At 43.2% G+C, this 23,469-nt stretch carries 24 protein-coding genes; 5 read left to right on the forward strand and 19 right to left on the reverse strand.

Features of this window, described 5'->3' with window-relative positions; all coding sequences use genetic code 11:
- Positions 1-9 precede the first annotated feature (9 nt).
- The 7 genes from OIU26_RS23965 to OIU26_RS23995 form a co-directional block, all read right to left on the reverse strand.
- Positions 10-1,017, reverse strand: coding sequence for an ABC transporter substrate-binding protein (locus OIU26_RS23965; protein WP_264218253.1), 1,008 nt, complete (start codon positions 1,015-1,017; stop codon positions 10-12).
- A 221-nt stretch (positions 1,018-1,238) separates the two neighbouring features.
- Positions 1,239-2,159, reverse strand: a complete 921-nt coding sequence (rbsB, locus tag OIU26_RS23970) for a ribose ABC transporter substrate-binding protein RbsB (RefSeq protein ID WP_264218254.1) — start codon at positions 2,157-2,159, stop codon at positions 1,239-1,241.
- Positions 2,160-2,193: 34 nt separating this feature from the next.
- Positions 2,194-3,162 carry a ribose ABC transporter permease RbsC gene (gene rbsC / locus OIU26_RS23975; RefSeq protein ID WP_263560369.1) on the reverse strand — a complete coding sequence of 323 codons (969 nt, stop codon included), beginning with the start codon at positions 3,160-3,162 and terminating at the stop codon, positions 2,194-2,196.
- Position 3,163: 1 nt separating this feature from the next.
- Entirely contained in the window at positions 3,164-4,645 is a 1,482-nt protein-coding gene (locus tag OIU26_RS23980) for a sugar ABC transporter ATP-binding protein (protein ID WP_264218255.1), read from the reverse strand.
- Positions 4,646-4,675: 30 nt separating this feature from the next.
- Complete coding sequence (rbsD, locus tag OIU26_RS23985) at positions 4,676-5,110, reverse strand: D-ribose pyranase (protein WP_264218256.1); 435 nt, start codon at positions 5,108-5,110, stop codon at positions 4,676-4,678.
- Positions 5,110-5,988, reverse strand: a complete 879-nt coding sequence (gene rbsK, locus OIU26_RS23990; protein ID WP_264218257.1) for a ribokinase — start codon at positions 5,986-5,988, stop codon at positions 5,110-5,112. The genes rbsD and rbsK overlap by 1 nt, the downstream gene beginning before the upstream one ends.
- On the reverse strand, positions 5,981-7,009 hold the full coding sequence (locus tag OIU26_RS23995; protein WP_025674546.1) for a LacI family DNA-binding transcriptional regulator: 1,029 nt from the start codon (positions 7,007-7,009) through the stop codon (positions 5,981-5,983). The genes rbsK and OIU26_RS23995 overlap by 8 nt, the downstream gene beginning before the upstream one ends.
- A gap of 213 nt (positions 7,010-7,222) precedes the next feature.
- On the opposite strand from OIU26_RS23995, the gene OIU26_RS24000 reads away from it, so the two are divergent.
- On the forward strand, positions 7,223-7,951 hold the full coding sequence (locus OIU26_RS24000) for a DsbA family oxidoreductase (RefSeq protein ID WP_264218258.1): 729 nt from the start codon (positions 7,223-7,225) through the stop codon (positions 7,949-7,951).
- A gap of 90 nt (positions 7,952-8,041) precedes the next feature.
- Here the strand turns inward: OIU26_RS24000 and OIU26_RS24005 are convergent, their stop codons facing one another.
- Positions 8,042-8,830: an SDR family oxidoreductase gene (locus tag OIU26_RS24005; protein ID WP_264218259.1), complete on the reverse strand. Its 789-nt coding sequence runs from the start codon at positions 8,828-8,830 to the stop codon at positions 8,042-8,044.
- A gap of 156 nt (positions 8,831-8,986) precedes the next feature.
- Positions 8,987-9,898, reverse strand: coding sequence for a copper amine oxidase N-terminal domain-containing protein (locus OIU26_RS24010; protein WP_264218260.1), 912 nt, complete (start codon positions 9,896-9,898; stop codon positions 8,987-8,989).
- 240 nt (positions 9,899-10,138) lie between these two features.
- On the opposite strand from OIU26_RS24010, the gene OIU26_RS24015 reads away from it, so the two are divergent.
- The gene (locus OIU26_RS24015) at positions 10,139-11,056 is read left to right on the forward strand and encodes an AEC family transporter (RefSeq protein ID WP_264218261.1); all 918 of its coding nucleotides are present in this window, start codon (positions 10,139-10,141) and stop codon (positions 11,054-11,056) included.
- Between the two features lie 340 nt (positions 11,057-11,396).
- Here OIU26_RS24015 and OIU26_RS24020 read toward each other — a convergent pair whose 3' ends face one another.
- The 3 genes from OIU26_RS24020 to OIU26_RS24030 all read right to left on the reverse strand — a co-directional run bounded on the left by OIU26_RS24020 (position 11,397) and on the right by OIU26_RS24030 (position 16,843).
- Complete coding sequence (locus OIU26_RS24020; RefSeq protein ID WP_264218262.1) at positions 11,397-14,465, reverse strand: X2-like carbohydrate binding domain-containing protein; 3,069 nt, start codon at positions 14,463-14,465, stop codon at positions 11,397-11,399.
- Positions 14,466-14,932: 467 nt separating this feature from the next.
- Positions 14,933-16,105 (reverse strand): M20 metallopeptidase family protein, encoded by a 1,173-nt coding sequence (locus OIU26_RS24025; RefSeq protein ID WP_019687397.1) that lies wholly within the window; start codon positions 16,103-16,105, stop codon positions 14,933-14,935.
- 228 nt (positions 16,106-16,333) lie between these two features.
- Entirely contained in the window at positions 16,334-16,843 is a 510-nt protein-coding gene (locus OIU26_RS24030; protein WP_017427739.1) for a GNAT family N-acetyltransferase, read from the reverse strand.
- A gap of 109 nt (positions 16,844-16,952) precedes the next feature.
- Between OIU26_RS24030 and xerS the strand changes: the two genes are divergently transcribed.
- Positions 16,953-18,053 carry a tyrosine recombinase XerS gene (gene xerS, locus OIU26_RS24035; protein WP_264218263.1) on the forward strand — a complete coding sequence of 367 codons (1,101 nt, stop codon included), beginning with the start codon at positions 16,953-16,955 and terminating at the stop codon, positions 18,051-18,053.
- Between the two features lie 8 nt (positions 18,054-18,061).
- On the opposite strand, the gene mobB is transcribed toward xerS, so the two are convergent.
- From mobB to OIU26_RS24050, 3 genes are all read right to left on the reverse strand, one after another.
- On the reverse strand, positions 18,062-18,613 hold the full coding sequence (gene mobB, locus OIU26_RS24040) for a molybdopterin-guanine dinucleotide biosynthesis protein B (protein WP_016820736.1): 552 nt from the start codon (positions 18,611-18,613) through the stop codon (positions 18,062-18,064).
- Complete coding sequence (locus OIU26_RS24045; RefSeq protein ID WP_017427737.1) at positions 18,610-19,887, reverse strand: molybdopterin molybdotransferase MoeA; 1,278 nt, start codon at positions 19,885-19,887, stop codon at positions 18,610-18,612. The genes mobB and OIU26_RS24045 overlap by 4 nt, the downstream gene beginning before the upstream one ends.
- A gap of 195 nt (positions 19,888-20,082) precedes the next feature.
- A complete protein-coding gene (locus OIU26_RS24050) occupies positions 20,083-20,322 on the reverse strand; it encodes a helix-turn-helix domain-containing protein (RefSeq protein WP_016820734.1) in 240 nt (79 codons plus the stop codon).
- Between the two features lie 88 nt (positions 20,323-20,410).
- Here OIU26_RS24050 and OIU26_RS24055 point away from each other — a divergent pair, with 88 nt between their 5' ends.
- Positions 20,411-20,626, forward strand: a complete 216-nt coding sequence (locus OIU26_RS24055; RefSeq protein WP_016820733.1) for a helix-turn-helix transcriptional regulator — start codon at positions 20,411-20,413, stop codon at positions 20,624-20,626.
- Between the two features lie 270 nt (positions 20,627-20,896).
- On the opposite strand, the gene OIU26_RS24060 is transcribed toward OIU26_RS24055, so the two are convergent.
- From OIU26_RS24060 to OIU26_RS24075, 4 genes are read right to left on the reverse strand one after another with little or no spacing between them, the layout of a single operon-like run.
- Positions 20,897-21,631, reverse strand: coding sequence for a hypothetical protein (locus OIU26_RS24060; protein ID WP_090890536.1), 735 nt, complete (start codon positions 21,629-21,631; stop codon positions 20,897-20,899).
- Positions 21,632-21,636: 5 nt separating this feature from the next.
- Positions 21,637-21,768, reverse strand: coding sequence for a hypothetical protein (locus OIU26_RS24065; protein ID WP_013371424.1), 132 nt, complete (start codon positions 21,766-21,768; stop codon positions 21,637-21,639).
- Entirely contained in the window at positions 21,741-22,289 is a 549-nt protein-coding gene (locus OIU26_RS24070) for an accessory gene regulator ArgB-like protein (protein WP_025674564.1), read from the reverse strand. Before OIU26_RS24070 ends, OIU26_RS24065 begins: the two co-directional genes overlap by 28 nt.
- Complete coding sequence (locus tag OIU26_RS24075) at positions 22,240-22,953, reverse strand: hypothetical protein (RefSeq protein ID WP_040103619.1); 714 nt, start codon at positions 22,951-22,953, stop codon at positions 22,240-22,242. The genes OIU26_RS24070 and OIU26_RS24075 overlap by 50 nt, the downstream gene beginning before the upstream one ends.
- Before the next feature lie 265 nt (positions 22,954-23,218).
- On the opposite strand from OIU26_RS24075, the gene OIU26_RS24080 reads away from it, so the two are divergent.
- Positions 23,219-23,446: a helix-turn-helix transcriptional regulator gene (locus tag OIU26_RS24080; protein ID WP_013371426.1), complete on the forward strand. Its 228-nt coding sequence runs from the start codon at positions 23,219-23,221 to the stop codon at positions 23,444-23,446.
- Positions 23,447-23,469: the final 23 nt, after the last annotated feature.

Raw genomic sequence — 23,469 nt, forward strand, 5'->3', positions numbered from 1 at the left:
ATGAGCTGATTATTTAGGTTCGACGGAAAACATGTTAACGGCCTCATCCAGTGATTGATCGATAGCCAGTGGTGAGTAGGTAAACCAAGGATCGGCCTTGATGAAATACACTTTGTGGTTCTTGACAGCCGGGAGATTTCTCCACAGCGCACTTTGTTCAATTTCCTTCATCATTCCGTCCTTAGTCGCTTCATCGTAAACCAGCATAATAATTCGGTCTCCTGACAATTCAGGCAGCTTTTCCGTTGAAATAACATCATAAACATAATTAAATCTCGGGTCCTTCGCCAGCTTCTGGCGTATGTACTCAGGGGGATTCAATTCCAGTGAACGGTAAATAACATGCCCTACATTCCGCGCTCCGTAAACCCTTAACACATTCTTATCGTAGGCCATGTAAATCGTAACCGTTTCATCTTTTTTGAATTTTCCAGCCAGCTTCTTTCGACTTTCTTCAGCCTTTTTGTTGAAACTAGCGATCCACTGCTCGGCTTCCTTGTCCTTATCCAGCACGGCTGCGACATTCCGCAGTTGCTCAAATACATCGCCCTCTCCAAACGAAACGACCACGGTTGGAGCAATTTTCTCCAGCTGCTCCTTCACTTCTGGCGTGGTATATTCTGTTGTGATGATCAGGTCCGGTTGTAACTCCAGCACCTTTTCTACATTTGTCGGGTTCCCAATATCCGCAACTCTATCAATCTTACCTTTTAAATAATCGCCTTCCAACAAATGGGAAGCAGCACCTGCAGGCTTAACTCCCAAGGCCAGCATAGCATCCAAATATTGTGTTGTGACAACCCGCTGCGGATTTGCAGGAATATTGATCTTATTGCCAGTGGCATCGACATATTCGCGCATGGCAACCGATTTGGATTGCCCGTTAAGAGTATCTGTTCCAGTCTTTTCATTGGTCTGGTTGTTACTAGCTGCGTTTCCGCATGCAGCCAATACAACCATCAAAAAAACGACAAGTCCAAGCATGATTCCCCTATTTAATCTGTACTTTTGTTGCACAATAAACGTCCTCCTTAGATATATGCTATCACAAAATGATAGTGATTCTCATTATCATACAATTGTTATTCTATCTTTTACCATCCCTTCTTACAATACAAAAATTAAAAACTTCCATTTTTGTGTATATATCATCTTGGGAGAATATCCAAAAAAAAGAACTGATGCAAGAATACGCATCAGTTCGAAAGTTTAATATAGGTTGGTTCACATATCCATTCTTATTTGGATTGATCCACTAACTCCAGTTTGGCGGGAATGGATGTTTTCACGGTTTTACCTTGAAGAACATCCTTGGCTGCTTGTACTGCCAATTGTCCAATCAACTCAGGTTGCTGAGCCACGGTGGCTGTTAGTTTCCCTTCCTTAATTGATTTAAGCGCATCCTCGTTACCATCAAAGCCAATGACTGGAATATTCTTACCAGAGCTTTGAATGGCTTCAATGGCACCCAACGCCATTTCATCATTGTGGGCAAATACCGCCTGAACATCCGGGTTGCCTTGCAGCAGATTTTCCATTACGTTCAAACCTTTGGTCCGATCAAAGTCAGCCGACTGCTTGGCGATAACCTTCAGGTCCTTATCTGCTACTTCATGGAAGCCTTTCCCACGTTCGCGGGTAGCCGATGCGCCTGGAACGCCTTCCAACTCAATGACCTTGGCACCTTTTCCGACTTGATCAATTACGTATCTGGCAGCCATTCGTCCTCCCTCGACGTTGTCTGAAGCGACGAGCGCTTTCACATCACCTTTGTCAGCGGAACGGTCCAGTGTAATTACAGGAATGTTCAAAGCATTCGCTGACTGCACCACAGTGGAGATAGCCGACGAATCTGTCGGATTAATGAGTAACGCATTTACTCCCTGTTGGATCAGATCATCCACGTCATTACTTTGCTTCGCAGAATCATTTTGTGCATCGACCACAATAACCTGCAACCCTTGTTTTTTGGCCTCTGCAACAACTCCGTCTTTAAGAGAAACGAAGAATGGATTATTCAATGTTGAGATCGACAAGCCGATTTTTATGTCCTTCAGGTCTGCGGCCGCTTTAGGCTTCGCCCATTCAGGCGGTTCCAGGGAACACCCTGTCATGAGCAGGAGCAGCAAGGATGTCATGATTAATGTAATTTTTTTCATATTTGTGTGTCTCCTTCTATGCAGATTAGGTGTATTATGCGGATTTTTTACGGTCAATCAATACAGCAATAGCAATGACGATCCCTTTTACGACCATTTGGTAAAAAGAGTTAACCCCCAGCAAATTCAAGCCGTTATTTAGGGTACCGATGATAAGCACACCAATTAATGTACCTACGATTCGTCCGCGTCCTCCTGAAAGACTTGTTCCACCTAGTACAACAGCCGCAATAGCATCCAATTCATAAGAAGTACCCGCTGTCGGCTGCGCTGAGTTCAAACGTGAGGTCAAGATAGCACCCGCCAACGCAGAAAGCATTCCAGCCAAAGAGTAAATCCAGATTTTTACACGTGGTACTTTAATACCTGAAACAATCGAAGCTTTCTCGTTGCCGCCGATGGCATACGTTTTACGTCCGAAAGGTGTTTTATGCAGAATGATCCACAGAGCAGCAAAGGTAATTAGCATCGTAATCGCCGGGACCGGAATACCAAACTGATAACCACGACCGAATAATTGAAATACCAAACTGTCTCCCAGCCCCGTAATAGGGTTACCGTTGGTATACACTAATGTTAATCCTCTAAAAATAGTCATGGTTGCGAGTGTGGCAATAAACGGAGCCATTTTACCTTTCGTAATCATCAAGCCGTTGACCATTCCCATCACGCCACCCAATGCACACCCAATGATAATCGCCAAAATCGGATCGAAGCCGGCCAACATCATATTTGCGACAAACGCACTGGATAAAGCTAATATGGAGCCAACGGACAAATCGATTCCGCCTGTAAGAATAACGAAGGTCATACCGAACGCAATCAACGCATTAATAGATACCTGGCGCAATAAATTCAAAATATTAAGCGGTTCCAAAAAGCTGGGATTTAAGGCCGATACAATGATCACCAAAATAATGAGCCCCAACAATGGGCCAAGCTTCTGTGTGATTTGTGATATTTGAATGCCTTTGCTACCTTTTGCTTCATTCATAGTTGTCATATTACTGTCCTCCTGTAGCTAGCGTCATAATATTTTCTTGTGTGGCTTCTTCCCTGCTCAGTTCTCCGCTGATCTTTCCCTCGTGCACTACGACAATACGATCACTCATGCCAAGTACCTCGGGAAGCTCTGAGGATACCATGATAATTGCGACTCCACGTTCGGTCAGTTCGTTCATCAACTGGTAGATTTCCCGTTTGGCTCCTACATCCACGCCTCTCGTCGGTTCGTCAAGAATGAGCACATTGGGGCCGATACCTACCCATTTGGCAATAACCACCTTTTGCTGATTGCCACCTGACAAACTGCCAACCGTCGCTTCGGCTGATTGGGTTTTTATTTGTAAGCGCTTAATTAATGTATTAACAAAATCCATCTCTTTTTTGCCTGATATAAATCCTTTTGATGTAAAACTGAACAGATTCGTCAGCACCATGTTTTCCCGAATGGAAAAATCCAGCACTAAGCCCTCATCTTTTCGGTCTTCTGTAATGAAGCCAATTCCTAGTTTCACTGCATCATCCGGCTTGCGAATAGATACCTTTTTCCCACGTACGTGTATCTCACCACTATCCAAAGTATCCAGTCCAAATAACGACCGCATGATCTCGGTCCGTCCCGAGCCCATCAAGCCCGAAAAACCTACGATTTCCCCAGAGCGCACTGTAAAATTCACATTTTTAAATAGACCTTTATGTGATGCGTTTTTGACCTCTAGCACCACTTCTCCCAAAGCAGGCGTTCTTACCGGGTAGCGTTCAGTCAGCTCTCTGCCAACCATTTTCCGTACAACCTCGTCAAAATTTGTATCGGGAATCGCTTGAGTATCTACGGTTTTCCCGTCACGCATAATGGTAATCCGATCACAGATCGTGAATATCTCCTCCATCCGATGGGAAATATACACAATTGAAACACCATCTTTTTTCAACGAAGTAATAACCTCAAACAGCTTTTGTATTTCCCGTTCGGTTAAGGCTGCTGTCGGCTCATCCATTACGATCACTTTAGCATCTGTCATGAGTGCTTTAGCTATTTCAATCATTTGTTGCTGCCCCACTGAACACTCGCCTACTTCACCGTTCAAAGGAAGGTTTACTGAAAGCTTACTAAATTGTTCGTTTGCTAGCGCTTTCATTTTAGAGCTATCTAGTAATCCCCACTTGTAAGTCATTTCCTTGCCGATAAACAGATTTTCCAGTACCGTCATTTCCGGCCACACATTCAGTTCTTGGTGAATAAAAGCAATTCCTTTTTGCTCGGCTTCCTTGGGGTTGGCAAAATAGGTTTCCTGACCGTCAATAATGATCGTTCCCTCATCGCGTCGATGCAGTCCGATTAAAATGTTCATCAGCGTTGATTTGCCTGCACCATTTTCACCCATGAGGGCATGTACTTCTCCTTCACGGAGATCAAAGTCAACACCACTCAGTACCTGATTGGTTCCAAAGGCTTTGTGAATTCCTTTCATTTGAATCTGCATACTGTCCCCCCCTTTTCATTCCACACTGATTTATCCAAAATGAACTCCTGCCTGTAAAATACAATTGGCAAACGGCGTAGCCTCTCCTGTACGGATGACAGCTTTGGCTTGCCGGGTTAATATCTTAAATTGTTCATGCGAGCAAAACTCAATGACGGCAGTCGGCTCAATAATCTGTGAATGCCCTAATTGCACTCCAGCAAAGGTGCGCATAATATACTGTAATGCTTGTTCATTTTCTTGTTTGATTTCTTCTGCTAATGTTACTTTTTCAATCACCATGTCTGCCGCAATGACATCAACAACATCCTGAAAGGAGGGAACTCCCAGTTTCAACGCCAAATCAATTTTGGTAACGCCTTCAGGAACTGGTAAGCCGGCATCAGCCACGACAATAAAGTCCGTGTGGCCGAGATCTGTTAGTATTTTAGATATATGACTGTTCAGAATTCCATGTTTCTTCATTATAATTGCTCCTCCACTTCACGACGGGTTGGCATTCCACCTTGCGCTCCAAATTTGGTAACAGACAAGGATGCAGCCCGATTAGCAAATTTCACACTATCTGCCAGCGATTTCCCTTCAGCAAGGGCTACCGCAAAAGCAGCGTTGAACGTATCTCCTGCACCTGTTGTATCAACGGCTTCTACCTTGTAAGTAGGAACCACAACTTCCTGTTCTCCGTCGAAAAATCGTACACCGTTGCTGCCTTCAGTTACAAACAACTTGTTAGGATATTTGCGCAGCGCTTCTTGAAGACTCATATCCTTAAACATGATGGCAGCTTCATGCTCGTTTGGCGTAATGTAGGTTGCATTGGCAATTACGCTTTCTTCAACTTCACGAGCAGGGGCTGGATTTAGCAACAATGGTACCTGATACTTCGCACAAATTTCGCTTACATAGACAATCGTCTCCGCCGGTATTTCCTGTTGAATTAACACAATATCCGAACTTCGAATGACATCAAGCGCTTCTTCCACGTAAGCAGGAGTAACTTCATTATTTGCTGCTTTTACCACAACAATACTATTATCACCCTCAGCCAGTACAATGTGCGCTGTACCGCTTTCCATATGTGTAACCGGTTTCACATAGTTAATATAAACATGATTTTCTTCAAAATTGCGTAAAATCTGTTGTCCAAAATGGTCATCCCCTACACGTCCAATCATCTTAACGTCCGCGCCGAGTCGTGCTGCGGCTACTGCCTGATTGGCTCCTTTACCTCCAGGCACGGTTGTAAAGCTTTCTCCTAATACGGTTTCACCAGCACCGGGACGCTTGGATGAAGTCACTACGAGGTCCATCGAACTGCTTCCGATAACCGAAATTTTAGCCATGATGATCCACCTTTCTCGTCGTTTCCCGTTCGATAAATTTGACGGGCAATTGTATGCTTGAATAGGTAAGTACTTTCGAATGAAGATTAGGTACACTTGTTTTCGTTGCTTGCACCTGCTCAATTAACTGAATGAGCAAACCTGCCGCCTCCCAGCCCATTTCATAAGCAGGCTGTCGGATCGTTGATAATGGCGGAAATAACAAGCTGCTTAATGGTATATCATCAAACCCGATTATTTGAACATCTTCCGGGATTTTCTTTCCTAATCTATGTGCCTCATGCATCACCGCTGTAGCTACAATATCGTTACTAGCAATCACTCCGTCCGTATCCGGATACTTGCTGAACAGCTCTTTGGCCCACGATTCAGCCTCCTTGAACGAAAAAGACGTTGTCTCGACGACATGGTAAGCAATACCGGAATGCTGAAGCTCTTCCACCGCCCCGCGAAAACGATCTTGTGCTGGACGAATATGAGCAGGTCCCTGCATAACTGTAATTTGTCTGCTGCCACGGGCAACCATGGCCTGAGCAGCCAAGCGGCCGCCATGAGCTCCATCCGCATAAACGGAGAGACTGTCACTGGAAGTCCGGTCGAGAAAAACGACTGGTATTTTCAGTTTGGCGTAACAGTCGGCAGCAGGGTCATTGGTAGATGAAATAACCCCAACAACATTATTCTGAACAAAAGTATCCATGTAATCTAATTCTTTTTGGCGATCTTCATCACTATTACCAAAAATAATCCGAAAATCATTTTCCTGCATTCGATCCTCTACCCCACGAGCCAACAAGGGAAAGTAAGGGTTCGTAATATCCGGCAGCAGCAGGCCGATTAATCTGGATTTCTTTTTATACAGAGAACGTGCAACTTCATTAGGCTTGTAATTTAGCTGCTTCACTGCAGCTTCAACCTTCCGCCGTGTATCCTCGTGGACATATCCGGTTTCATTAATAACTCTGGATACGGTCGCTACCGAAACACCTGCAAAACTTGCTACCTGCTTAATTGTTGTCATAATGTAGGTTCAACTCCAATTGTGTAACCGGTTACACATATAAAATATCATAGCATTTATTTTTTGACAAGCATTAATTATTTGCACGTCGAAAGCATTAGCCGTATAATTCTTTTTGTAACTGATGAAGTTTCACCTTTTTTACTTACACTAAAGTAGGCAGATTCACTCCCAGTTGCTCAATAAAATATGTATATATGGAGGTATTTCCTGATGAATATCGAAATTTGGTCTGATTATATGTGTCCGTTCTGTTATATTGGCAAACGCCGTTTGGAGCAAGTCTTACAGCAGTTCCCACATCGCGATGAGGTTCAATTGACATTCAAGAGTTTTGAATTAAATCCGAATGCTGTGAAAGATAGTGGTAAAACGATTAATGAAGAACTATCAGCAAAATATGGTGTCAGTCTGCAAGAGGCTCATGCCATGAATGATCGCATGACCGAAAATGCTAGTTCTGCGGGTCTGGACTACAATATTCATGCCATGGTGCCGACAAACTCTCTCGATGCTCACCGCCTAACGCATTGGGCTCACACACAAGGCAAAATGTTGGAATTGAGCGAGCGTTTATTTCAGGCTGTCTTCATGGAAGGCAAGCATACCGGGGAACATGAAGTGCTGGCAGCGTTGGCAGCCGAGGTGGGTTTGGATCATAACGAAGCCGCTGCTATTTTAGCCAGTGACCGCTTTACCAACGAAGTTAGAGCTGATGAAGCTGAAGGCGCTAAGTTAGGCGTTCAGGGTGTGCCATTCTTTGTATTTGATCGAAAATTTGCTGTTTCTGGTGCTCAGCCGGAAGAGGTATTTCACGATGCGCTTCAAAAAGCATGGGATGAACGTTCACCTTTTACTATGATTAGCGGCAGCTCGTCCAAACAGGATGCAGCTGGTGTATGTACCGATGACGGTTGCGAGCTTCCAAGCCGTGAGAGCTGATCAGTCAATAAATTAAACCTCTCTCTAAATAACTTATGAAAAAGCGTGCCAGCACCAATTACACCTGATGCGGCACGCTTCTTTATTTTTTTATAATGATTTAATCATTCCGCCGTCCACAAGAATGGTGCTGCCAGTCAAATAGGATGAAGCCGATGATGCCAGAAAAGCAACGACTTTACCGAACTCTTCTGGCTCTCCGTACCGTCCCAACGGAATGCCCTCTTCTGCTTGTTTGCGAACTTGATCCGTCGTTTGGTGGGATTTTTCGGCTCGATGCTCGTCCAAGCTGCGTACGCGATCGGTTGCAATTCTCCCTGGTGCTACAGTATGTACCAGAATATTGTAAGGGGCTAATTCCATTGACAATGTTTTCGCTAATCCAGCGACCCCAGTACGTAGTGTGTTGGAAATAATCAGGCCCGGAATCGGTTGCTTAACTGATGAGGAGGCGATATTTAAAATTCTACCGCTTTGTTGTTTTTTCATATAGGGTAACACCTCACGGATCAACCGGATATGACTAAGTAAATTTTGCTCAAAGGCCTGCATCCATACTTCATCTGTAAAATCATCAAAGGTGCCCGCAGGAGGGCCGCCCGCATTGTTAACCAAAATATCGACGGTGCCAAACCAATCAACTGTACGGCGGATGGCCTGGGAGATATGTTCAGGTTTGGTTACATCACAAACTACATATTCAACGCGACCACTCGCTGTTTCCTGTAATTCGGCCTGCGTCCGCTGAAGCTCTGCTTCATTTCGTCCCGAAATAACAACATTCGCACCTTCACGTGCCAATTCGCGTGCACTTGCTTTGCCAAGTCCTTTACTGGAACCTGCAACAAAGGCTGCTTTTCCCATTAATCCTAAATCCATTTATGATGACACTCCCTTTTCTGAGACTTCTCTATTTAATTGTACACATGACCAGAACATAATGCGAATAGCTCGGTACAAAATAGCAAAACAAAAAAGGGCCTGACATTCAGCCAGGCGCCCTTTCTGTATACACCATTTTTTGTTGACAGCACGTTATAATGCTTCAGATGTTGTTGCCTGCTCATATACAACAACAGACTGGCTCTCAGGCTCCCATTTAACATTTGCTCCCAAAGCCTCTCCGATTACCCTTACAGGTACCATTGTCGTTCCATCCACTATGGATGCTGGCTGCTCGATAGAATATGGCTGGCCGTTAATGTATGCTTTGGCGCTATTCACGAATAATTTGACGGACACACCGTTACGCGTGACAGTAACAGCCTTTTCTTTCGGATCCCAGGAAACCTTGGCATTCAGAGCTTCGGAAGCTGTTCTAAACGGAACAAGTGTGGTGCCATTGCGGTTAATCGGTTCGGCATCGTATTTTTCACCATTTACGAACAGCTTCATACCTGATGACCGTCCAGCCTTCCTCGAGAATAGATCCAGCTTTTTGTAGCTTTCCAGATTGGACACATCAGCCAATACTGCCTCCTCCTGCATGTAAACGGCATCTGTTACATTTCCGTTTTCAGCTAGTAGCTCTGCAGCCTTAGTTAGTGCTTTGTCAGAATTTCGGATCAATTCAAGTTCAGTTACCTGCTCCGGGGTCAAACGTTCCGGGTATTTTGTAAGCAACAGATTCGCAATAACCGCTCCTGCCGGCTTATCTTTTGTATTTTCTACCGCTTGAAGCAGACCATTGTACCCGTTGTGTCCCTTGCGACCTTTTTGGTCTTTGGACTCCCCGTATGTATCATCCGTTACTGCAACAGGGGTATTCTTTTTGATTTCGTCGTGTTTATCTTTTTTGCTGCTTTTTTCATTCCGGTCTTTATCAGACGCCTTTGCTTCCTGTTTGTTCTCCTGACCATTTCCGCGCCCCTGCTTGGCTTCGGCGGTTCCCGCTGCCAGTCCCAAGACCAGTATACACGCTAATAATGCTGTCCATGTGTTTCTCATGATGCGATTCCTCCTTATAGTAAAAGAACAGGTTTAAATGTAACCTACATATATTAACGGCTACTATAAGCTAAATATGAAGCTCTTTTTTTCTAGTGTTGCATTTTTAGGGGCTGATGGCTAATCCAATATAATAAATTTTATTATGCGCGAATCTGTTTCCACAGTATAATGGAAAATGCAAATGCATTTTAAAGATTAACCTTTCCATTCGCATAATAGAAAGAAGAGGAGACAGACATGTTCGGCACCATTCTTTTAGACGTTGTTTTACCTATTTTTGTCCTTATCGGTTTTGGCTGTATCATGCAATATTATTTCCGACTGGATTTGTATACCTTAGCTAAAATTAATTTTTACTATATCACCCCTGCAGTTGTGTTTACCGGTCTTTATAACTCTGAAATTTCTTTAATCCTCATGGGTGAGGTCTCACTTTTTTATGCCTTGTACATAGCTATTTTGTACGTAATCAGCACTACCATTGCTAGATCTCTGAAATACAGCCCCGGCATGCGTGGAGCTTTTACAAACAGTGTAATGCTAGATAATTCAGGAAATTATGGTCTACCAATTAATCAGTTGGTGTTTAAAGGTGATCCGCTGGCTATTTCCGTCCAAGCTCTGATTATGACTTTTCAAAGCTTTGTTACATTTACATACGGTACTTTTGTTGTACAAAATGGTAAGGCCAATACACGAAAAATTTTAATTAATTTTTTGAAAATGCCTGTGCCCTACGCGCTTGTGCTGGGCTTGCTCCTGAATCTACTCCACAGTCCATTGCCTAATTTGCTGGCTGAGCCTCTAAACTATATTAGCCATTCGATGGTCGCAGTGGCTCTGCTTACTTTGGGAGCACAAATTGTGCAATACCCTTTTCATTTGCGCCGGACAGCCGTGTATATCAGTATGGTATTACGCCTGATTGCAGGTCCAATAGTTGGTTTTATGCTCGTGTTCTTCCTAGGTCTTAAGGGGATTCCCGCTCAAGCATTGCTCATTGCGTCAGGTATGCCTACCGGCGTTAATACAAGTATTTTGGCGGAAGAATATAAAAATGAACCTGATTTTGCAGCACAGACAGTATTACTTTCTACGATTGTGAATGTCATTACGATGACCCTGTTAATTTCAATATCCCGTCATCTTACTTGAGGTGTATGATAAATATAAACTTGATTTATGACGCTTTTTGTCTGTGGACAGGAGCGTTTCTTTTTCAACAAAAAAAGAACATATGTTCTGGTGTTTATCTTTTTTTCTGTTTGAAGTGGTGTGTTGTGTTATGTAGATGGTATGCAAGAAGGAATCTTTTTATATTATGAATTTTTCATATAGTGAAATAGTTATGTGTTTGAATTTAAACCTCTGCTGGTTGCTGTTTTTAACTTGAACTTCTTTTATTTTTAGATAAGAATGAGGAGAACTAATTCCTTAAAAAATAAAGCCAGCTCGCTCATTAGAGTGGCTGACTTTAGATTATTTTTATGAAGATTTAGGGCTCAATTCCCCATTGCTTGACCCCAGACAGGTAAGCGGTTATTTTAGTAGAATCTTGTAAGCTGTTTGCTGTGGGGTTAAAGGAATAATCAGTCTGTGTATAATTGCTCCAATCCGCTTTGGATATCCGGGTTTGTAGCTCAACACTCTGACCAGGCTCTAAAGAACCCGCTGCCGACTTAAAACCAATTTCCGCATAAGAATCTGCACTTGGCTTTGCATTGGTTAACACTTTGAAGTTAGCAATCACATTCTCTGTACCGATGCTTGACCAATCTGTAAAGAAGTTCTGCGATTTCTCACCGTTAATGGTGTAATAATAACGCAATGTCACGTCTGCTAGGGAAACGGGTGAGCTTCCTGTATTAGTTATTTTAAACTTGGAGCTGATCGTATTACTTATTGCAGATATATTCCCATTGAAAGATTGCACCTTCAGAGCGCCCTCGCCTGTTCCCGGCTCACTTGGCGTATCCCCTTTTACCGTAATCGTGAACAACGCATCATTGCCTGTACTAAAATGGAAGTTAAGCGTTGTCTCTCCTTTGGGAAGTTTAGATAAATACTTGTTGGTAAGAATGACTGTTTCTTCACTAACCGTATAATCTTCACCTTTGCTCAGTGTCACGCTCCCTTGCTTGATCGCATCTAGTGTATTACCGTTAAGTGTAAGCTTTACAGTAATATCGCTATTGCCGTTAGCCACTCCATAGGTTGCAGCTGTCGGTGTAATACTTGCTTGCCCGGTCGAAGGCTGATCACCCCCTACACGATCTGCCACCAGAATGCCGCGCCCATTCGTTCCCAGATAAGCACGTCCGTAAACCCGAGGATCCCCAATAATGGTGGTCACACGAGCATATTGATGCTTGTCATCATTAATGCGTACCCAGTTTGCGCCAGTATCGTCCGAGCGATAGAATCCACGTGTACCGTCAATTTTACCAACGATAAACACTGCTGCATTGGTGCGATTGGGTGCTGCTTTGCCAAAGCCTACAAAATCCGCCTCCTGCACATGATCAAGCTTGGTGAATGTAACACCTGAATCCTTGGAATGCCATAAGCCGTATGGCCCTCCGTCCTCGGAGCCTCCAGCAAACCACACATCCCCTTCCGCTCCTCGTACAGCACCAATATCTGCATTCCCTACACTTGGCAAACCAGTAACTGTGGATGCTGTGAAGGATGCGCCTCCATCAACACTTACATATATTTTTCCAGCAGCAAACGCGTAGTATTTGTTAGAATTTACTCGGTCAGAGGCGATCTTTGCATTGGCTGGAATTCCCGTGCTTGCTGTCCATAAGTTTCCTCCGGTTTTGGAATAAAATACACCTTTGTCCGATGTACTCCACAGCAATCCATTACCATTTGCCGCTACAGCGATGCTACCTCCTCCTGCTGTACCAGAAGGCTCGCTATTTGCTTTGTACCAGTTCGCTCCGCCATCATTGGAAAATCCGATGGATTTGGCATTTGGATCTTTTTTATAGTCTGCTTTACCTATCCTAGCCATAAAGGAAGGGTTCAACTCGGCATAATCAATGCTTTCGCTGCTTGTAAAGGTTGGATTATCCAGCATTTTAGCAGGAGCCTTGAACAGGTCATCATGTCTGAATCCGGAGACATCACCCACTGCACTCACCAGAGGAGCTCCAGTTGGAGGGCTCACCAAATCCAAAATCGCCGTTTCCTCTACCCCTTTAGCGGCTACCGAAATGTCCAGCTTACCTCCCTTGTCCCAATTGGTCAGATTTTTAGAGCCGTATATCGTAGCTCCTGTGCCGTACAGCATATGATCTGAATTAAATGGATCTATTTCCAGATCTCCAATCATCCAACCCAGCTTGGGCGATACTTCCGGCGGTGCAGGATTGGCATTGAAAGTCAGCCAAGGCGCACCGGATATATCCAAATTGTACTTCAGCTTACGAGCTGGATAACCATCAAATTCCCAAATAGGGCTCCAAGTTGCCCCACGATCAGTACTGCGGTAAATCGTTTCATCCGGCCACCAGGCATTCAACGTTGCAACCATAAGTGTACCTGGCTTCTGGGCGTCCACTGTCAGTCCACCATATCCAAAATGATTGTCTGCGCTGCTGCTGGCAACGGGGCTAATGTTAGTCCACTGTCCACTGGCTGTATTCAGTTTCCACAGCTCACCCTTTGTTCCATCATACGGTCCAGCTCCATCGCTGTAAGAAATATACAGGTCGCCATCTGGCGATAAAACGCCGTGATGTGGCAAATAGCCTGTAGGCTGGCCCGCTATAGCAGACCAGGTTGTCCCGCCATCAGTACTGCGATAGACACTTTGCTTTTTATCTGCGACACCCACATAGATGGTTTGTGTTGCTTTACTGGAAGAGCCCGTTTTTTTGTCAAAAGTGATCCAGGCTAAACCGACAATATCACTGGTGTATTCATTGGAAGGGTCCTGTACATACGTCCCCGGATTCGGGAAGCTACTCACCTTACTCCAGGTTGCCCCGTAGTCGGAGCTTTTCCATAGTCCATTACCACTTCGAGCTCCGAAGAATAATATATTGTTTTTATTCGGATCAATTGTCAGACGTTCACCCATCGAGCGTCCCGGCATATTGCCTCCTACCTTAAAGGGAAGCTTCGTCGTCTGCCACGTATTCCCCTTGTCGGTAGAGCGCATAATTTGCCCGTTTTGTTTATCCCAGGAATTAGTATACGTGCCTGTAGCTATATATACACGATTCGGATCCACAGGGTCGGTGGCTAGTGCATCGACACCATTTTTGTTCCAATCCTCCCAGCCCACAGAATCCGTCAGCGGAATCCAGCTTTCACTCGCAGGATTCCAGCGGTAAGCTCCTCCAATATCTGTACGGGCATAGATCAGATCTTTTTCCGTTTCATTAAAAATAATACCAGGTACAAAACCACCTCCACCGCCTGTAACGACACTTTTCCAAGTATAATCGTCACTTGGAGCAGCATGGGTGGGTGCTATCATGCCTGTCCAGGAAGCACCCGCTACTATAAGCGCCAAACATACAATTCTCAACCTGCTTTTTGCCTTAGTCAATGAATTCAACCTCCTTCTCCGTAATCATTTAAAAATGCAAGTCATTTCGAGCTAAAAGTAAGCAGTCAATTGCGGATTCGTTCCTATCGTTATTATTCCATTCATCAATCAAACAAGCGTTCTCTCAAGCTCACCTCCAGTAATCCAATAGATTTGCAACCTCTTTTTTGTTAGCGCTTACATTGGTGTCTGCTCAAAAGATTCGTCATCTTTTTCTCATTTCCTTGTGTGAAAAATCAAGATAATGTAATAGGAACTTCTGCTTGATAACTTGTAATAAAAGAGTTGGCTTTCACTTACAGTTGATACCTCTTATAAATTACTAATATGAATTTTTCATATAATGAATTATTTTCTTTAAATTTCATTCGAACGAGGTACCAAAATACTTTGATTTACAGCAAAAAACCGCGCTATGCGCGGTTCGGGCTTCCGTAATGCTATGGCTATTCATTAATAGGTTGAAATTACTGCAAATATTCAAGCGCCAGCGCTAAAAAAATATGTCCTGAGATGAGTAACGCGCGCTCATCAAAATCAAAGCGAGGATGGTGGTGAGCAAAATGGGTTCGTTCATCCTCATTACGAGCGCCCACAATAATAAAAGCTCCAGGTCGTTGTTCTAGATAATAGGCAAAATCCTCTGCTCCCATGGCCGGTTTTAAGTCCATAAAAGCATCTGCTCCATACAGCCTACTGACTAGCTCACGTACCCGTTCTGTTTCGGCCTCGGCATTCACCAGAGCAGGATAACCATTCAAATAATCAATTTCGTATCCCGCATGATAAGCATCCGTTAGACCTTTTACGATACTACGAATTTCGTTTTCGACTTCCTTGCGTATATCCTTATTAAACGTACGTACGGTCCCTTCAATTTTGGCTTTATCTGCAATTACATTAAAGGCAGTTCCTGCTTGAAATACCCCAATCGTTAACACTGCTGATTCCGTAGGGTCCACTCTGCGACTCACGACCTGTTGTAGTCCGTTCACAATTTGACTTCCAATAACAATGGAATCCACTGTCTGATGCGGTCTGGCGCCATGTCCGCCCTTGCCGTTGATTTGAATTGAAAAGGCATCGGCAGCAGCCATTGCCGGCCCACTCTTTAAACCGATTTTGCCCAGTGGAATTTCCGAGGAAAGGTGAATACCATATACTGCTTCCACCCCATCCAGACAACCATCCTCAATCATGAATTTGGCTCCACCAGGCGGTTTTTCTTCGGCATGTTGAAAAATAAACACAAGCTTTCCCTTCAGTGTCTCACGGTGATGGCTTAACACTCGTGCCACTCCTAGCAGCGCAGCCGTATGACCATCATGTCCACAAGCATGCATAACACCGGGAACGGTCGATTTATAAGGCGCATCCTTTTCATCCTGAATAGGAAGTGCATCAAAATCAGCACGAAATGCAATCGTTCTACCTGGCTGGCCACCTTCTAAAAAACCGAGCACACCATTTCCACCGACATTCGTTCTTACTTCAATACCAAAAGAGCGTAATTGATCGGCGATAAATGCAGATGTATTCGTTTCCTCAAAAGAAAGCTCTGGATGCTGATGCAAATATCTTCTCCACGCAATCAGTTCTTGTTCACCATCTTTTAGTTCCTGAACCCATTTCTCCAGCATATTACCCTCTTTTCCTATTGAATTTATATACTTACATCCTTATCTTACCATAGATGATTCCAATAAGTTATATATGAATTAGCAAATAGCTTTATACCTGCGTTTTTATAGTGTCAATGCAGGTTCTAATTGGAACGATCTATGGATAGAAGACTGTAATTAACAACAAAAAAAGCCGACAGAATATTCTCCTCGGCTCTTTTCTGATGATTTTCTATTATGAATTTTTCATGTATTGAAAAACTGACTTATATTTCCTCGCACTGGATGTGTCTGCTCCCTATACTCACCATTCGTATAGCTTCCAATTACCTTGCGCCAAAAGGATTGGGCTGGTCTATTCGTGCTCATCTGCGTCACCTTCCACCGCCCGTTAAAACGTCCAAACAGCTCATGAGCCGCCCATGTACCCACACCATTGTGCCGATAAGGACGAAGTACAAAGAACTCAGCCATGTAATAGTCAGCTTCTCGATTGCTAGACATTCGGTCAACGAGTGCAAAGCCCACAGGAATATCCTGTCTCCAAATCAGAAAAGGTAGCTTCTGTTCGCCGCTCGTCCAGTATTGATACAAGTCTGGATAAGCCGGGAATGTTCCCTTCTCAGTGACATCAATTCGCAGATAGGCTGTAAAATCGTATAAGTAAAATTGCATGAGTTGGACAATAATGTCCTTCTGCGACTCTGGTACACTCTTTATGGACAGCTTCAATTCTGATTTGATATTATATCCCATACTTTCACCTCTCTTGGCGGTCAGCTTGTTCTTTACTTTGATTACTCCCATCCAGTGCTGTTCAAAATATGCTAAAATACATGTATTATGACCGGACGAGGTGGACCCTATGAACATACAAAAGATCATCGACCGGCGCAAACTGGATGAAAAGATGCCGGATCTGCCATGGTACGTACAGCAATTTATGGATTACAAGCTTCCCGACCTATCTCCCTCTACTTTGCTGGAATATGTACGGGATTACGAAGCTTTTTTTTCATGGCTTCGCTCGGAAGGCTTGTCTGCCGGAGAAGCGAATGCCCAAGTTACGCTGCAAGAATTAGAGACACTTCATATGGATAGCATTACAGGCTTTCGCTTGTTCCTGTCTACCAAACGCGAAGGCTCCAATTCCCGCATCACCATTTCACGTAAGTTGTCGTCCCTGCGTTCACTCTTTCATTACTTGAGTCAAATCGCTGAGGATGAAAACTTTTATCCGTTGCTCAAGCGCAATATTATGGCCAAAGTCGAAATTAAGCGCGTACATAAACCCAAGGATACGGCCGCCAAGCTCAAAGGAAAAATACTGGAAGAGGAAGAGCTGCTTGAATTTATCGGCTATATTTATGAAGGCTACGGACAAGATTTGGCTGATAACAAGCAAGCCCTATACTCCTATGAATTAAACAAGGAGCGGGATGCCTGTATCGCAAGTCTTATTCTGAACTCGGGGCTACGTGTATCCGAAATCGTCAACTTGAATATGGATGATCTCGATATAAACAATAAATTACTGTATGTGTACCGCAAAGGAAATAACGATGAAACTTTTAAAACGCCAGTATATTTCCGCGAGCAGTCCAAAGATGATCTCGCACTTTATTTGTCCTTAAGACATACCCGTTATCGCGCTCCAAAAAAAGAAAAGGCTCTTTTTGTCGCACGTCCCAACGGCAGTACGGAGGGCAAACGGATGACTAAAAGAGCGATTCAAGCTATGATCATCAAATACGCCAAACGGTTCGGCAAGCCCTATTTGACCGTTCACAAGCTCCGTCATTCCTTTGCTACTGACTATTATTTACAAAATGATATTTACAAAACCAAGGAACAGCTGGGTCACGCTTCGACAGAAACAACGGAAGTCTATGCCCACCTGACTGACAAAACGATGTCTCAGGCGATCGAACGACGGATAGAGACTCAGACTGACTCCGCTAATTAGTAGCCCTCTCATCCCTGCTCTGTCTGGAATCCCATTTTGTGCCTCTGAATCTGTTCGAGTAGCCAGCAGCCTGCCGGTTCACTGGCATCGGCAGGAAATATTTGCACCGTTTGTTCATCTGAGTAGTAGTCCTGAGCCCAATCCATGTGGTACTCCCAAACTACTACTCCCTGTACATTTGTCAGTTCCTGAACAAGCTGCGCATCCGATTGTTCCCGCACCATGATCAGCTTCGGATATTTTTCCTGCTTGAAACCTTCCAGCAACACACAGTCATAGGCCTGAAAATGCCGGATGAGTCCGATCACAGGCCGACTATGTTCCTCTAAAATGGCAGTTCTTCCTGCCGAAACAATCGCTACGCCTTCGGCACCCGCCTGTCGGTGCTTATACGTATCTGTCCCCTCATGATCCATCTCAAATTCATGACCATCATGCTTGATCACAGCTACACGCAGTCCTGACTGCTGCGCATAACGAATCAAACCTCCGAGGAAGGTTGTTTTTCCTGTATTTTTGAATCCGACGATTTGACATACAAATGGATATTTCGTTTTCACGTCACCTGTCCGCCTTGAAGCACCAGTACGTGCACCTCTTCACCTTCGTGCAAGCCTTCTGTTGTGGGAGGAACTACGATCAGACAATCGCTGTCCTTAATCGTAACCATAGCACTGGATTCATCTACTCGCGCAGGAATCGCATATACTTGCCCACTACGTATCTCCAGAGAACTGCGTACAAAGCGGGTATAGTTGTTTACCTTCGTATAATCTGCTCCTAGCTTCGCCGTCCAGGTTTGCAAATACGGATGTGCCGAAGATAACATCATTTGAATAGTTGGTCGTACAAACAGCTCACAGCCTACAAAGCATGCACCGGGATTGCCAGAGAGCGCAAATAACAGCTTACCGTCTATCACTGCGGCTGTGGTTACACTACCTGGACGCATCGTAACCTTGTTGAACAGCATATTCACATCTTCCTGTCGTACGAGATCACCCATAATATCAAAATCACCCACCGACACTCCACCACTCGTAACCACAATATCATAGGCAGCTATCGCTTCTCGGACAGAAGCACGAGCAAGGTTCAAATCATCATGAATGGCTTGCAGAATGAACGGCTCTCCTCCTGCCTCTCTAATTTGAGAAGCCAGCATATATGTATTACTGTTTCGAATTTTCCCCGGTTGTAACGGCTCATCCACTGCGAGCAATTCTGATCCAGTGGAAAAGACAGCCACCCGTGGCTTCCTGTAAACTGGCACCCGATGTACACCAAAAGTAGCTAGTACCGAGACATGCCCCGCTCCCACGCAAGTTCCCTTACTGAGCAAAAGCTGACCTTCCTTAATCTCATGACCAATTTGTGTCACATTTTTGCCAACTTCCATACGCTTCTTCAAGCCAACATATGTCTGTCCATTTTCCTCACGCAGCTGTGTCGCCTCCAGCATCACCACCGTGTCCGCTCCTTCAGGTAGTTGTGCTCCTGTCATGATGCGGACTGCCATTCCCGTCTCCACCCGCTTGTCCGATACGGTGCCACAAGGAATTTCATCAATCACGTGTAGCCAGATTTCCTGACCGGTCGAACAGACTTCAGTGTCCGAGGCAAGGATTGCATAGCCGTCCATACCAGAACGACGAAAGCGGGGATACGGATGTGGTGCAGTCAAATCCATCGCCAGATAGCGACCATGTGCTTGCTCGAGCCCTACGTCCTCCCTTTCGCCCTGTTGAACATAGCTAGCTATCCTGCTTTGTGCTTCTTCCACCTTAACTGCTTTACGTTGGAATTTTTCTGTGTTTAATGGCGTCTGTTTCATGTTCTCACTCCGTTCTTCTAAAATACCCTCTTTCTGTTATAACGCTAAAACCGTTATCTGGCAAATCCGAACGGTGTTTATTGGATACTGCAAGTCTCTATCCGCCAAAAAACAGCCTGAATATCATATCGCGGCTGTTATTGGTAGATTTTGGTTTTTGGTTTTGCATATCATCACGTCAGTTTTCTACGTATATTAGGTTATATTATTTTTACCGAAATAGATTGAATCTATTGAAACCTCATACAACGAGGACATTTGCTGCGCTCGAGCTATTGTTAAATCGGATGAATCTTCCTCTATATGTTTTAATTCATTCATTGACATGCCAAGTATATTGCAAGCTATTAACTCACTATAACCTGAAGCGAGTCGTGCCATCTTTATTGTATAAAAGCTAGTGCAAGTTACATTTTCATTTTTATCTGCAACCATCCAATCAACTCCACAATATAATTGATAAAAAAGTAATTTACCTGTATACTCTGAACGAAACACTTTTCCCCTGTTAGGAGCAAGTAAGGTGCAAAAACTTACTCGGGGGAAATGCCTTTTGAAAGAGGAGCTCAAATCTCATGGACGCACTCAATCATGGCTCGCCCGACGAACTGGATATTCGCGGCAACAAATATCCAACTGGATCGCGGGACGTGACAAAATGTCATTCGAGGCGGCAGTCCTCATTTCTAGGATATTGGAGTGTAAAGCTGAGGACTTATATGAGTGGGAACTTGCCTGACAAACAGGCATTTCCTTCGGGCCGTTTGTACATGCCGGCATTTACATTATATATCCCGCTTTCACCCTCCTTTTCTTATATGTAGATTGTTTTTACCTTAATTTAAAAGATTGTTATTTTTTTCATAATCAAATTTTATCACATAGAAAATGATTAAAAACGGGAAATATGTCGAATTAAATCGAACCCGTCCGGCTTATCCTAGTCTAACTGATTATTGACTTATTCATTTAAATCTGGTAACAAAAATGACCCCTGAATTTTCATGGGTCATTTCCACAATTTTTTAAGTGCTTTAAGTTTATTATGAGACATCGAGCAAGTGAAGTCTGATCCTTCGAATCGTACCAAACCTCCAAATGCGTTAGACTCAATCTCACAAACCAATTCTAGGTTTATCAGGGTGTCTTTATAAGCAGGATATAGATACGGAAAAGCCTCCCTGCAAGCTTGTGCGGTTAGCCCGATTGAATAAGAACGATCTCCAGAGTGAAAACGCGGGACATAATAATTTTTTTTTGGTTCCCACATATCCACACTAAGCATATTCCCTACTTTAAAAAAACCGCTCACTGCCGCTTTACCCACTACCTTAATTTCCGATCCGAAAATATAACGAGTTTCTCTATCAGCATTCATTGCATTCTCATATATTTGTTTCCATCGAGATAAATTTGCTGAATTTATACTTTCTTTAATGTCTTGATTTTTAAAAACAACCTGCCCCCCTCCATAATCTCCCGTAACGATCTTGTCCACTTGTGTGATGTTAACCAAATTAGATCCGTCCAAATTGCAAAAAGTGGGTAAGCCTACGGAACATTCATGGAGGGTGGTGGGAACTGTAAATCTTCCATGAGAAGTATGAAAAAGCGGGATGTGATAATTGCTTTTAGGCTTCCACAATTCAATCGCAACTAGGTGATTTTCACAAAAGAAAGAGCAATCTCCAAGTGAATTGTCATCAAGCAATGGAGTGGCTAGGATTCGCTTTCCCTCTTCCATTAAATTCAGTTCTTTTCTGTTTTCTTCAGCTCAGCTGGTACAGGTTTAGCGCCAAATATTGTTTTTTCTTTTTTGGTAGACTCGTTAGCGTATTTCCCAAGGCTTATACTTAAAACTCTCGCCAATTTCTTATCCATTTTCGCTCACCTCCTTTCCATAAAGGAAGAATACTGAATGCTTGTATAACTATAGATAAACATATTATGTGAGATTGTACAAAAAAATTTAATATGCAAACCAAAATACATATCGTTTTATTATACTTGTGATATTTGGTCTTATTAATATAGATAAAATGATTGGGAGCATATACTACAAACACTAATAATGAACAAGCGTTAATTATCAAAATTGTTGATAAACCTAAAGAAACAAAAGGTATAGTTACACATATGGCCGTTGTAAAACAGACACAAAGGGTAAGGTTGCTGAAGTGTACCCCACCTGAAAATCTCCTTACAAACATGATCGTAGCCAGCGCTAGTAATGCCCCCCAAAAATGTCCTGTTATCCAGGCTATAACTGCGACCATTAGTACTGCTGAAATTTCGGTAATTTTTATACCAATCGCATACTCCATCACTTCTACACTTGTAGGTCCATCAGGATCAGCTTTCTTTATTTCTGATGCGATGTGCCTCGATAGCGTTTCTAGCATCCTCGTAATCTCCTTTCTCTGAAAAGAAGTACGAAATTCCAAAAGTCAGCAATGAGATGGAAAGTAGTCCTATCGTATTGGAGTTATAGAGCATATACAAAGTAACAAGAATAGTGACAAATGATATTAGGGAGCCTATGATGAACATTTTATTAAGGGGTGATAGGTAATTTTCACCTTTCAAAAAATCATGTGGGGGCTGAATGATAAATGAGAAACCAAAGTTGTATTTCCCCATGACAAAAGAAATAAAGTATGCAGTAAAAATAGAAGCTAGCTGTATAACGTAAATGGAAGAGCCAGAAGTATTATTAATAATATCAGGTTGTGCTACTCCGAAAAAGTTTGCAAAGATATATACAAATAGCTGTAGGTTAATGTAAGCTGTTAGACCAGAACCAGCAGAAAATGCTGCAAGATATGTTTTGATCCCTAAACCAAATCTTAAAAAGAGAACCATTAACAAATACTGAAGCGGAAAATCAAATTTAGGCATGCCTATAACTTCTCTCATGAGAAAGGAAAAGAAAGCTATGCCAATTGCATAGAAAAGTATTTTTCTTCGATTTTCCCACACCGGAAGCATATAAAGCTTCAAGACCAAAGTAACTGCCGCTAAAGCATCGAAAAAACCAAGTAAAATATATAAAAAAGCAGATAACACAGTTACATCATCCTCCTATTTCGCCTGATGTAATTGTATATTTTACTAATAGATGTGGCAATGAAATAATCTAGTAAACTGTCATTTTTTGTATAAATATGAGGTAAAATTTTCTTTCTATGGCTTTCTTCTTCAAACTCGACACCCATTCGTGCTAACAAAAAAGTCCCCCCAAGTGAGCGACGTTGCTTTTGCTAATGTATTATGTTGGTTTTTTTTCGATATCAAGGTTATAATCTACTTAATTTGGGGTGGAGGGATTATAGTGGCTTTAAGTGACAATTTTAAAAAATTACGTATAAAATATCATTTGACTCAACAAGAGCTTGCTGAGATCGCTGGGGTTACCAATAAAGCAATTTCAGCTTGGGAGAGCGGACTTTCTGAACCACGAATGGGTGCTATAGAAAAGATAGCTCGTCATCTCCATATCAAAAAAAGCAACATCATCGAAGACGATGGCATTGAGCACATAAGCTCTGATCAAGTGTAGGTCAAAGTAGACGGTAATAAAAT

Source organism: Paenibacillus sp. BT-177 (assembly GCF_025846815.2).
In the GTDB taxonomy this organism is placed as follows: Bacteria; Bacillota; Bacilli; order Paenibacillales; family Paenibacillaceae; genus Paenibacillus; species Paenibacillus polymyxa_C.

What these genes read in the sequence shown, in the direction of transcription:
- rbsB (WP_264218254.1), bottom strand. Translation starts at nt 2,159, where the DNA reads ATGAAAAAAATTACATTAATCATGACATCCTTGCTGCTCCTGCTCATG.
- rbsC (WP_263560369.1), bottom strand. Translation starts at nt 3,162, where the DNA reads ATGACAACTATGAATGAAGCAAAAGGTAGCAAAGGCATTCAAATATCA.
- OIU26_RS23980 (WP_264218255.1), bottom strand. Translation starts at nt 4,645, where the DNA reads ATGCAGATTCAAATGAAAGGAATTCACAAAGCCTTTGGAACCAATCAG.
- rbsD (WP_264218256.1), bottom strand. Translation starts at nt 5,110, where the DNA reads ATGAAGAAACATGGAATTCTGAACAGTCATATATCTAAAATACTAACA.
- rbsK (WP_264218257.1), bottom strand. Translation starts at nt 5,988, where the DNA reads ATGGCTAAAATTTCGGTTATCGGAAGCAGTTCGATGGACCTCGTAGTG.
- OIU26_RS23995 (WP_025674546.1), bottom strand. Translation starts at nt 7,009, where the DNA reads ATGACAACAATTAAGCAGGTAGCAAGTTTTGCAGGTGTTTCGGTAGCG.
- OIU26_RS24000 (WP_264218258.1), top strand. Translation starts at nt 7,223, where the DNA reads ATGAATATCGAAATTTGGTCTGATTATATGTGTCCGTTCTGTTATATT.
- OIU26_RS24005 (WP_264218259.1), bottom strand. Translation starts at nt 8,830, where the DNA reads ATGGATTTAGGATTAATGGGAAAAGCAGCCTTTGTTGCAGGTTCCAGT.
- OIU26_RS24010 (WP_264218260.1), bottom strand. Translation starts at nt 9,898, where the DNA reads ATGAGAAACACATGGACAGCATTATTAGCGTGTATACTGGTCTTGGGA.
- OIU26_RS24015 (WP_264218261.1), top strand. Translation starts at nt 10,139, where the DNA reads ATGTTCGGCACCATTCTTTTAGACGTTGTTTTACCTATTTTTGTCCTT.
- OIU26_RS24025 (WP_019687397.1), bottom strand. Translation starts at nt 16,105, where the DNA reads ATGCTGGAGAAATGGGTTCAGGAACTAAAAGATGGTGAACAAGAACTG.
- OIU26_RS24030 (WP_017427739.1), bottom strand. Translation starts at nt 16,843, where the DNA reads ATGGGATATAATATCAAATCAGAATTGAAGCTGTCCATAAAGAGTGTA.
- xerS (WP_264218263.1), top strand. Translation starts at nt 16,953, where the DNA reads ATGAACATACAAAAGATCATCGACCGGCGCAAACTGGATGAAAAGATG.
- OIU26_RS24045 (WP_017427737.1), bottom strand. Translation starts at nt 19,887, where the DNA reads ATGAAACAGACGCCATTAAACACAGAAAAATTCCAACGTAAAGCAGTT.
- OIU26_RS24050 (WP_016820734.1), bottom strand. Translation starts at nt 20,322, where the DNA reads ATGGTTGCAGATAAAAATGAAAATGTAACTTGCACTAGCTTTTATACA.
- OIU26_RS24060 (WP_090890536.1), bottom strand. Translation starts at nt 21,631, where the DNA reads ATGGAAGAGGGAAAGCGAATCCTAGCCACTCCATTGCTTGATGACAAT.
- OIU26_RS24065 (WP_013371424.1), bottom strand. Translation starts at nt 21,768, where the DNA reads ATGGATAAGAAATTGGCGAGAGTTTTAAGTATAAGCCTTGGGAAATAC.
- OIU26_RS24070 (WP_025674564.1), bottom strand. Translation starts at nt 22,289, where the DNA reads ATGCTAGAAACGCTATCGAGGCACATCGCATCAGAAATAAAGAAAGCT.